Source organism: Streptomyces zinciresistens K42 (assembly GCF_000225525.1).
Lineage (GTDB): Bacteria > Actinomycetota > Actinomycetes > Streptomycetales > Streptomycetaceae > Streptomyces > Streptomyces zinciresistens.
Genome location: NZ_AGBF01000216.1, coordinates 1 through 10,253, shown reverse-complemented (window position 1 = coordinate 10,253; position 10,253 = coordinate 1). Strand labels below are relative to the sequence as shown.

At 75.5% G+C, this 10,253-nt stretch carries 9 protein-coding genes; 2 read left to right on the top strand and 7 right to left on the bottom strand.

What is annotated here, in order from left to right; genetic code table 11:
* Nucleotides 1-205, bottom strand: a 205-nt coding sequence (locus SZN_RS31890) for a DUF6158 family protein (protein WP_007503152.1), incomplete at its 3' end; no start/stop codon positions are given.
* Between the two features lie 260 nt (nt 206-465).
* A complete protein-coding gene (locus SZN_RS31885; protein WP_007503151.1) occupies nt 466-2,085 on the bottom strand; it encodes an ATP-binding cassette domain-containing protein in 1,620 nt (539 codons plus the stop codon).
* A gap of 261 nt (nt 2,086-2,346) precedes the next feature.
* Here SZN_RS31885 and SZN_RS31880 point away from each other — a divergent pair, with 261 nt between their 5' ends.
* Nucleotides 2,347-3,843, top strand: a complete 1,497-nt coding sequence (locus SZN_RS31880) for a bifunctional phosphatase PAP2/diacylglycerol kinase family protein (RefSeq protein WP_007503150.1) — start codon at nt 2,347-2,349, stop codon at nt 3,841-3,843.
* Between the two features lie 119 nt (nt 3,844-3,962).
* Nucleotides 3,963-4,850: a class I SAM-dependent methyltransferase gene (locus tag SZN_RS31875; RefSeq protein WP_007503149.1), complete on the top strand. Its 888-nt coding sequence runs from the start codon at nt 3,963-3,965 to the stop codon at nt 4,848-4,850.
* A gap of 12 nt (nt 4,851-4,862) precedes the next feature.
* Here SZN_RS31875 and SZN_RS31870 read toward each other — a convergent pair whose 3' ends face one another.
* The 5 genes from SZN_RS31870 to SZN_RS31850 all read right to left on the bottom strand — a co-directional run bounded on the left by SZN_RS31870 (nt 4,863) and on the right by SZN_RS31850 (nt 9,851).
* Complete coding sequence (locus SZN_RS31870; protein WP_007503148.1) at nt 4,863-5,150, bottom strand: gas vesicle protein K; 288 nt, start codon at nt 5,148-5,150, stop codon at nt 4,863-4,865.
* On the bottom strand, nt 5,147-5,335 hold the full coding sequence (locus SZN_RS31865) for a gas vesicle protein (protein ID WP_007503147.1): 189 nt from the start codon (nt 5,333-5,335) through the stop codon (nt 5,147-5,149). The genes SZN_RS31870 and SZN_RS31865 overlap by 4 nt, the downstream gene beginning before the upstream one ends.
* On the bottom strand, nt 5,332-6,141 hold the full coding sequence (locus tag SZN_RS31860; protein WP_007503146.1) for a GvpL/GvpF family gas vesicle protein: 810 nt from the start codon (nt 6,139-6,141) through the stop codon (nt 5,332-5,334). The genes SZN_RS31865 and SZN_RS31860 overlap by 4 nt, the downstream gene beginning before the upstream one ends.
* A 265-nt stretch (nt 6,142-6,406) precedes the next feature.
* Nucleotides 6,407-8,254 carry a transketolase gene (locus tag SZN_RS31855; RefSeq protein ID WP_007503145.1) on the bottom strand — a complete coding sequence of 616 codons (1,848 nt, stop codon included), beginning with the start codon at nt 8,252-8,254 and terminating at the stop codon, nt 6,407-6,409.
* On the bottom strand, nt 8,241-9,851 hold the full coding sequence (locus SZN_RS31850) for an NAD(P)/FAD-dependent oxidoreductase (protein WP_244313451.1): 1,611 nt from the start codon (nt 9,849-9,851) through the stop codon (nt 8,241-8,243). The genes SZN_RS31855 and SZN_RS31850 overlap by 14 nt, the downstream gene beginning before the upstream one ends.
* Between the last annotated feature and the right edge of the window lie 402 nt (nt 9,852-10,253).

The following is a 10,253-nucleotide window of genomic DNA, read 5'->3' as shown; positions in this document are numbered from 1 at the left end:
GAGTACCTGCGCCGCAACCCGCGGCCACCGTGCGGCGCGGGTTGCGGCGCAGGTACTCGCCCTCCAGCTGCGCCATGCGGTCGTTGTGGGCGCGCAGCGCGTCGTTCGAGCCGTACAGCAGCGTGTCGTGGCGCGTCCGGTGGATGGTCTCCAGCTCCTTCATGAGCTGCTGATCGTCCAGCCGGCCGGGGTCGACTCCGGTCATGGTGGTGCCCCGCTCGTCGTGTTCGATCTCGCCCTACTGCATCCACTGTACGAACACCCGGGCCGACGGGCCCGCCAGTGCCGTGGCCGGGAGGGTTCGCCTGGTGGCTCGCGGCGTCCGGTGCGGTGCCCCGCAAGGCGGAGTCCCCGCATACGGGACGTACCCGGGTGAGGCGACGACGCGGCGTGGGGTCCCCCTGCTCGCAGGGCCCGGGGGACGTGCCGGGCGTCGCGAGCCGGTGGGCCTTCCCGGTCACCGCGCTAGCGAGCGCGCTCCACCCGCCGCTCGTCCCACACCGGCTCCGCCGACTCCCGGACCCGCCCGTCCGCGCCGAAGACCAGGAAGCGGTCGAAGGAGCGGGCGAACCAGCGGTCGTGGGTGACGGCGAGCACCGTGCCCTCGAACGCCTCCAGCCCGTCCTGGAGGGCCTCCGCCGACTCCAGGTCGAGGTTGTCGGTCGGCTCGTCGAGCAGCAGGGCGGTGACGCCCTCCAGTTCGAGGAGCAGGATCTGGAAGCGGGCCTGCTGCCCTCCGGAGAGCCGGTCGAAGGTCTGCTCGGCCTGCTGGGTCAGCTCGTAGCGGCGCAGCCGGGACGTCGCCGCGCCGCGGTCCTGCGCGTGCTCCTTCCACAGGATGTCGAGCAGGGTGCGGCCCCGCAGCTCGGGGTGGGCGTGGGTCTGCGCGAAGTGCCCGGGGACGACGCGCGCGCCGAGCCTCCAGAGCCCGGTGTGGGCCACGTCCTCACCGGCGAGCAGCCGCAGGAAGTGCGACTTCCCGGAGCCGTTGGAGCCGAGGACGGCTACGCGCTCGCCGTAGAAGACCTCCAGCGAGAACGGCTGCATCAGCCCCGTGAGTTCGAGCCCTTCGCAGGTGACGGCCCGCACCCCGGTGCGGCCGCCCTTCAGCCGCATCCTGATGTCCTGCTCGCGCGGCGGCTCCGGCGGCGGGCCCGCCTCCTCGAACTTGCGCAGCCTGGTCTGGGCGGCGCGGTAGCGGGAGGCCATGTCATGGCTGTTCTCAGCGGCCTGACGGAGGGTCAGGACGAGCTTCTTCAGCTGGGCGTGCTTCTCGTCCCAGCGTCTGCGCAGTTCCTCGAAGCGGGCGAACCGCCGGCGCCTCGCCTCGTGGTAGGTCGCGAAGCCGCCGCCGTGCACCCAGGCGTCCGCGCCGGCCGGCGAGGGCTCCACCGAGACGATCTTCTCGGCGGCGCGGGCGAGCAGTTCGCGGTCGTGCGAGACGAACAGGACCGTCTTGCGGGTCTCCTTCAGCCGCTCCTCCAGCCAGCGCTTGCCGGGGACGTCGAGGTAGTTGTCGGGCTCGTCGAGGAGCAGCACCTCGTCGGTGCCGCGCAGCAGCGCCTCCAGCACCAGCCGCTTCTGCTCACCGCCGGACAGGGTGCTCACGCGCCGCCACCGGGCCTTGTCGTAGGGCACGCCGAGCGCGGCCGTGGTGCACATGTCCCACAGGGTCTCGGCCTCGTACCCGCGGGCCTCGGCCCAGTCGGCGAGCGCCTGCGCGTACCTGAGCTGGGCGGCCTCGTCGTCGACGGTCATCAGGGCGTCCTCGGCGGCGTCGACCGCCTCGGCGGCCTCGCGGACGCGGGGCGGGGCCACCGACACCAGCAGGTCGCGCACGGTCGACTCGTCCCGGACCGATCCGACGAACTGCCGCATCACGCCGAGGCCGCCGCTGACGGTGACGGTGCCGCCGTGCGGCCTGAGCTCTCCGGAGATCAGCCGCAGCAGGGTCGTCTTGCCCGCGCCGTTGGGCCCGACCAGGGCGACGACGGCGCCTTCGCCGACCCGGAAGGAGACGTCGCCGAGCAGCGCCCTCCCGTCGGGGAGGTCGTACTCGAGATGCGCTGCTTCCAGATGTCCCATGGGGCGCATTGTGCGGGCCGCCGCGGACGGCGGGCAAACCCTTAATCCGGGGGCCGCGTCCCCGCCTGTGGGCTGCCCGGCCGGTCCGCTCCGGGGCGGGGCCCGCGGTGCTCCCGGGGGCGGGCCGTGCCGAGGGGGACGCCCACGTGGGAGCGGGTCCGGGCGCGGCGGAGCGGGCGCGGACGGGTGACACGGTTCCGTTCGTGTGTCGGTGGCCGCCGGGTGGACAGCAACCGGCGACTTCCGGGTACCCAGCCCTGTATGAGCCCAGATGTCGACCTCACTCTCCCCCGGCCCGGCCGGCACGCGCTGCGCGACCGGCTCCTCCGTCTCGACTCCCGGCTGTTCGAGTTCGCCGCGGAGCGGGACTGGCCGTTCGCCGAGCCGGTGCTGCCGAGACTGAGCCGCGGCGCCAACCACGGTGTGCTCTGGTTCGCCGCGGCCGCCGCCATCGCCGCCGGCCGCACCCCGCGGGCCCGCCGGGCGGCCGTGCGCGGCATCGCCTCGCTGGGCCTGGCCTCGCTGACGATCAACACGGTCGGCAAGCGCTCGGTGCGCCGCCCCCGGCCGGAGCTGGACCCCGTCCCGCTGGTGCGGCAGCTCAAGCGGCAGCCGATCACGACGTCCTTCCCCTCCGGCCACGCCGCGTCGGCGGCGGCCTTCGCGACCGGGGTCGCGCTGGAGTCGCCCGCCTGGGGGCTGGTGGTGGCGCCGATCGCCTGGTCGGTGGCGCTGTCGCGGGTCTACACCGGGGTCCACTTCCCGAGCGACGTGCTGGTGGGCGCGGCCCTGGGGGCGGGTGCCGCCTTCGCCGTACGGGGGCTGGTGCCCACCCGTGACCACGCGGTGCCGCCGGGCCTGCCCCGCACGGACGTCCCCGCGCTGCCCGACGGGGACGGTCTGATCGTCGTGGCGAACCGGGCCTCGGGGACGGCGTCCCGGGTGCACGCCCTGCTGGACCTGCTGCCGCGCGCCGAGATCGTGGAGTGCGAACCGGACGACGTGCGCGCGGAGTTGCGCAAGGCGGCGGCCCGTGCCCAGGTGCTGGGCGTGTGCGGCGGCGACGGCACGGTCAACGCGGCCGCCGAGGTGGCGCTGCGCCACGACCTGCCGCTGGCGGTACTGCCCGGCGGCACGCTGAACCACTTCGCCCGCGACCTCGGCGTGCAGGACGAGTCGGATGTCGGGCGGGCCGTGCGGCGGGGGGAGGCGGTCCGCGTGGACGTGGGCCGCTTCACCTGCGGGGGCCGGCGCGGGGTGTTCCTCAACACGTGCAGCCTCGGCGTCCATCCGGAGCTGGTGCGCGAGCGGGACCGCTGGGCGCATGTCGTCGGCACCTGGCCGGCCGGCGTCCTCGGGGCGCTGCGCGTGCTGCGCCGCGAACGCCATCCGCTGCACGCCGAAGTCTCGGGCCGCGCGCACCCGTTGTGGCTGCTGTTCGCCGGGAACGGCACCTATCACCGGCTGGGGCTCGCCCCCGCCCGCCGGCTCGACCTCGCGGACGGTGTGCTCGACGTGCGGGTCGTGCACGGCGGCCGGGGTCCGGCGCTGCGGCTGCTCGCCGCCGCGGCGGCGGGCCCGCTGACCCGCTCCCCCGTGCACGCGGCGGTGCGGGTCGCCCGGCTCAGGCTGTCCGGCGTGACACCGGGCGCGCTGCTTGCCTACGACGGCGAAGTCACCGAGGTGGGAGGCGAGTTGACGCTGGAGAAGCTGCCGGAGGCCCTGACGGTGTACCGCCCGCTCGCTTCCTCCCGATGAACCGTCAGTCCACATGGTGAAACGCTGGTCTCATCATTCGACATGAGCGCGTACCGTGTGGCGGACCGCCCGGGGTCCGGTGGCCCCGGGGCCGGGACGCACGGACGAGAGGACGGGCCATGTCCGAGGAAGAGCCGCGGCGACCGCGGACGGGGCGGGAGACCGCCGTCTACACGCACGGGCACCACGAGTCGGTGCTGCGCTCGCACACCTGGCGCACCGCCGCCAACTCGGCCGCGTACCTGGTCGGTTCGATCGAGCCGCACCTGCGGATCCTCGACGTCGGCTGCGGGCCCGGGACCATCACGGCCGATCTGGCGGCCCTGGTGCCGCGGGGCGGGGTCACCGGTGTCGACCGCGCCCCGGACGTCCTGGACCGGGCCCGCGCCACCGCCGCCGGACGCGGCCTGGACAACGTCCGGTTCGCGGTCGCGGACGTGCACGCGCTGGACTTCCCGGACGGCGCGTTCGACGTGGTCCACGCCCATCAGGTGCTCCAGCACGTGGGCGATCCGGTGGGCGCGCTGCGGGAGATGGGCCGGGTGACCCGGCCGGGCGGTCTGGTCGCCGTCCGCGACGCGGACTACGCGGCCATGACCTGGTACCCCCGCTCCGAGGGCCTGGACGCCTGGCTGGACCTGTACCGCAGGGTGGCCCGCGGCAACGGGGGCGAGCCCGACGCGGGGCGGCGGCTGAGGTCCTGGGCGCTGCGGGCCGGGTTCACCGACGTCACCGCCACGTCGAGCACCTGGACCTTCGCCACGGACGAGGAGCGGGCCTGGTGGAGCGGCCTGTGGGCGGAACGCACCCTGGCGTCCGCCTACGCCGCCCGCGCGGCGGAGGGCGGGCACGCGACGGCGCCGGACCTGGAGGCCGTCTCGGCGGCCTGGCGGGAGTGGGGACGCAGCCCGGACGGCTGGTTCGGCGTCCTGCACGGGGAGATCCTGTGCCGGAAGGAGGCCGCGGGCGCCGGTGCCGGCGGCGCGGCGGCACCGGCGCCCCGCTGAGCCCCGGGCACGTCACTCGCGGGGCAGCAGCGGGCCCAGCGGCCCGAGGTCGAGATCGAGGTCCTCGGGCCGCAGCCCGTAGCGGTCGCGCAGCTCCGCCATCCGGTCCTCAAGGAGCATCAGCGTCAGCCCGATGCGCTCCTCCCGGTCCTCGCTGAGGTCACCCCCGTCGAACCGGCGCAGCGCCTGACGCTCCATCAGCTGTCGCAGCAACTCCACTACGGTCAGGACGAGTTTGACCAGGCCGTGCTCGACGGTGTCGGGGTCCAGGTCCATCCGGTTGCGGCGTTCCTCGGTCATGTCGGGTCGTCCCGGGGCGAGGGGACCTGTTCGTTGACCGAACTGATCAGCGCGTTCAGGTCGATGCGGACGAGGTCGACGTCGGCGATGCGCAGCGTGATGTCCCCGGTGACCACCACGCCCCCGGCCGGCAGCCGGTCCAGCAGGTCCACGAGCGCGACCTCGCGGCGTTCGACGACGGTCACGGACCCACCTCCGGCTCCCCGGCCGACTCGCCGGTGAACGAGTACGCCGCCCAGGGCCCGGTGAGCTCCACCCGGATCCCGGGCACGTCGTCCTTCTCGCGGTCCACCAGTTCCACGAACTCCTCGGACTCGGTGCGCGGCACCAGGTAGGCGGAGTTGAGCACGTTCTGCCCGGTGGCCCCGGAGAGCGCCGGGTTCTGCGGCGCGTGCGTGCGGGCGTCCTCGGCGAAGGCGGACAGCCTGGCGTGCAGGGCGTCGGCGAAGGCGGTGGCCCGCTGCCGGACGTCCTCGCGGGCCCGGGTCTGCGAGCGCCGCATCCGCAGGTGGTCGCGGCCCGGCACGGCCCCCGGCTCGGGCCGGCCGGGCTCTGCGGCGCCGGGTCCCGCGGCGTCCGCCCCGGCCGCGGGTTCCTTGTCCGCGTACACCTTGACGCCCCACTCCACCCGGCCCTCCAGCCGGTCCAGGACGCGGCGGAAGTCGTCCTCGCGGGCCTCCATCATCGACCGCACGCCGCTGTCGTCCCGGAAGACGGTCGCCAGGCGCAGCGGCAGCGGGGTGGTGACGGCGGTCAGCGCGTCGATGACCTGCTGATGGGCTCGGGCCGTCACGGTGAGCCAGTCGAGGTCCTCCAGCCGGGCGCGCAGCGCCTCCTCGGTGAAGTCGCCCTCCGGCACCGTGCTGACGACCGCGACCAGGCCGTGGTGCGTCAACTGCTTGGGCGGCGTGCCGGCCACCCCGGTGAGCTGCGCCTGGAGGGCGGAGCGAAAGGGGCGGCAGACGGCGTAGACATACCGCAGTCCCGTCATGGGGCCTCCTCCTCTTCGCGACGCGGGGCGGACGCGCGGCGCCGGGCGGGTTTCCGCTCCCCGGCGAGTTCCCCGGCGGGCGCCGGTTCCGCCGGCCGGGCCGGGCGTTCACGCGGTTCGGCCGTCCGGGGAACACGGCGGCGGACCGGAGGCAGGCGACGGGACCACCCTCGGTGTACTCCTCCGCTCCTCCGTTGCCGGGGCGGAGCACCCTGTCGGGCGGCTCGACCGCGACCGTGGGCCGGCCGGCCGCCGTGCGGGTCCGTCACCGGACGACCGCCTCCTCCACCAGGAGCTTTCCGGCCGCGGCGATGGAGGCGGCGTCGATGCCCGCGGCGTGCAGCTGCTGGTCGGGCGAGGCGGAGCCCGGCATCGTGCGGACGGCGAGGCGCACCAGCCGCGGCACGGGGCGCCCGTCGGTGAACGCGTCGAGGACGGCGTCGCCGATGCCGCCCTCCTCGTGGTGGTCCTCCACGGTGAGCAGGCAGCCGGTCTCCTCGGCGGCCCGGCGCAGGGTCTCCCGGTCGACGGGCTTGACCGAGTACAGGTCGACGACCCGGATCGCGATGCCCTCGCCCTCCAGCACGTCGGCCGCCGCGAGCGCCTCGTGCACGGTGACCCCGGCCGCGACCACGGTCAGCCGGTCGTGCGGGCCCGAGCGCAGCACCTTGCTGCCGCCGACCGGGAACTCCTCGTCGGGGCCGTAGAGCACCGGGGCCTCGCCGCGCGAGGTCCGCAGGTAGCGGACCCCGTCCAGTCCCGCCATGGTGGCGACGAGCCGGGCGGTCTGGTTGGCGTCGCACGGGTAGAGCACGGTCGACCCGTACACCGACCGCATCATGGCGAGGTCCTCCAGGCCCATCTGGCTCGGCCCGTCCTGCCCGACGGCGACGCCCGCGTGCGAGCCGACGAGGTTGACGCCGGCGCCGCTGACGGCGGCCATCCGCACGAAGTCGTGCGCGCGGGTCAGGAAGGCCGCGAAGGTGGCGGCGTACGGCACCCAGCCGCGGGTGGCGAACCCGACCGCGGCGGCGACCATCTGCTGCTCGGCGATGTAGCACTCGAAGTACCGGTCGGGGTGCTCCTCGGCGAAGAACTCGGCCCGGGTCGAGTCGCCGACCTCGCCGTCCAGGGCGACCACGTCGGCGCGGGCGCCGCCGAGCGCGGCGAGGGCCTCGCCGTAGGCGTCGCGGGTGGCGACCTCCTCGCCCTTCTCCCAGCGCGGCGCCTCAAGCCGTCCGGTGGGCACGGAGTGCAGCGTGCGGGTCGCGGACGGCTCGTGCGCGCGGACCCGGCGGTCGCGCCGGCCGCCGAGTTCGGCGACGGCCTCCTCGGCGTCCGGGAGCGGCTTGCCGTGCAGTCCCTCGCGGTCCTCGACGGAGGCGACGCCCTTGCCCTTGAGGGTGCGGGCCAGGACCGCGGTGGGCTGGCCGGTGGTGGAGCGGGCCTCGCCGAGGGCCCGGTCGACGGCGTCGACGTCGTGCCCGTCGACCTGGATCGTGTGCCAGCCGAACGCCTGGAAGCGGCGGGCGTAGGCGTCGAGGTCGTGGCCGTGCCGGGTCGGTCCGCGCTGGCCGAGGCGGTTCACGTCGACGACGGCGGTGAGGTTGTCCAGATGCTCGAACGCCGCGTGCTCGGCCGCCTCCCAGACGGAGCCCTCGGCGAGTTCGCTGTCGCCGCAGATCACCCACACGCGGTAGCCGGCGCGGTCCAGCCGCTTCCCGGCGAGGGCGACGCCGACGCCGACGGGCAGTCCCTGGCCGAGCGAGCCGGTCGCGGTCTCCACCCACGGCAGGCGCCGCGGGGTGGGGTGTCCTTCGAGGCGGCTGCCGAGCTTGCGGAAGGTGACCAGCTCGCCGTCGTCGATGGCGCCCGCGGCCTTGTAGGCGGAGTACAGCAGCGGCGAGGCGTGTCCCTTGGAGAGGATGAGCCGGTCGTTGCCGGGGTGGGCGGGCCGGTCGAAGTCGTAGCGCAGATGGTGGGCGAGAAGGACGGCCATGACATCCGCGGCGGACATCGACGACGTCGGATGCCCCGACCCCGCCGCGGCGGAGGCCCGTACGCTGTCCACGCGCAACTGCTGGGCGAGATCGACGAGTTCAGCGGTGTTCATGGGTCTCCTTCCAGGAGGACGATCGGGTGCGGCCCGCACGGTGCGGCTGTTTCCGCCGCTCCCCGGGGACCGGCTTCGGCGGCGGTGCGGAGCGCTTCACGGGTCCGGGCGGTTCGGGATGCGTCCCGGCGTCGGGGTCCTGTACGGGGTCGGGGGCCTGTACGGGGTCGGGGGCCTGTCCCGGGTCGGGGGCCTCGGCGGATCCGGGCCCGGGGGGCGCCTCGGCGCCGGGCCCTGGGCCGGACCGCCGCTCCGCCGGCGCACCGCCGGAGGGGTCCTCGGCGGGCGCGAGGCCGTCCGGCGGGCGGACCAGCTCCGGCGACGCGGTGTCCAGCGGTACGGACCACGACCGCACGAGGCCCAACTGGACCGCCTGGCGCGGCAGTACGGCGTCCAGCAGCCAGTCGGCGGCGACCCTGACGCGGTTTCCGGGCATGGCGGCGAGATGGTAGCCGCGGGTGACGGCGCCCGCCGCGACACCGGAGAGCGGGACGCCGAGCGGGTTCGCCGCGGCCTTCACCCCGCCCAGGTCGACGACGAACCCCAGGTCCCGGTGGCGGTAGGCCCGCCGCTCGCCGATGCCCAGCGAGGCGGCCACGTTGTGCGCCACCGTCCTGCCCTGCCGCCAGGCGTGCTGGGCGGTCATCGGCGTGTACGCGCCGGGCCTGTCGAGATCGGGCACGGCCGCCGCGTCGCCCGCCGCGAACAACTCGGGCCGCCCCGGCACCCGCAGATACGGGTCCACGAGCAACCGGCCCCGTTCCAGCGGGAGTCGCAGGGCCTCGGCGAGCGGATCGGGCCGTACGCCCACGCACCACACCAGGGTGCGGGTTTCGACGAACTCGCCGTCGGTCAGCCGGACCCCCTCGTGCGTGGCCTCGCGCACGGAGGTCCCCGTCCGCACCTCGACGCCGCGCTCGCGCAGGACGCGGTCGGCGGTGCGCGAGAGCCGCTCGTCCAGTTCGGGCAGGACGCGGTCGGCCACGTCGAGCAGCAGCCAGCGCGGCCGCATGCCCGCCCGCAGCGGGTGCTCGCGCACCTGGGCGTCGGTGAAGAGCTGCCCGTGCGCGGCCACCTCGGTGCCGGTGTACCCGGCGCCGACCACGACGAAGGTGCAGCGGGCCGCGCAGCGGGCCCGGTCGCCGGCGGCGGCGGCCAGTTCCACCTGCCGGGTCACGTGGTCGCGCAGATACAGCGCCTCGGGCAGGCTGCGGAAGCCGTGCGCGTGCTCGGCCACGCCCGGGACGGGCAGCAGCTTGTTGACGCTGCCCGCGGCGAGCACCAGCCGGTCGAAGGGCAGCGTCGCGCGCTCGCCCTCGGGGCCGGTGCAGGCCACGGTGTGCCCGTCGAGGTCGACGGCGTCGGCCTCGCCCAGCACGAGCCGCACGTGCGGCAGCGTGCCGGACAGGGAGACGGTCACCCGGCGGGGCTCCAGGATGCCCGCGGCGACCTGGGGCAGCAGGGGCACGTACAGGAAGTAGTCGGTCGGGTTGAGCAGGGTGATGTCGGCCCGGCGCCGGGTGATCCGGGCCAGGGTCCGGGCCGCCCGGTAACCGGCGAATCCGGCGCCGACGATCACGATGCGGGGTCGACTCACGATGGGCCTCCGGCCGTCTCGATGGCGGGGACGCCCCAGGGCACCCGGACGGCCGCCGGAGTCGGGACGGACCCGGCCTCGCGGGCCCCGGCGCGCTCGGCCCCGGTACCGGGGCGCCCCGCGGCGCACGCGCTGTCGTGCACCTCGGGAGCCTTCCGCGTCCCCCGGGCCGGGACCGCCAAACGTCGAACCGGCCGGTACCGCCGAAAGCACGGCGGAACCGGCTGCTACCGCCGAAAACACGGCAGGAATCGCGAGAACGGCGGTGAAGCCGCATACGGGACGCACGACGGGAGCGGCACGCGCGACCGGCCCCGCCGCGCTGTCGCGGCGGGGCCGGTCCCTCGGGTGCTCGCGCGGCCCCGGGTCAGCCGCGGCGGCGCCACCGCCCGGCGTCGTCGG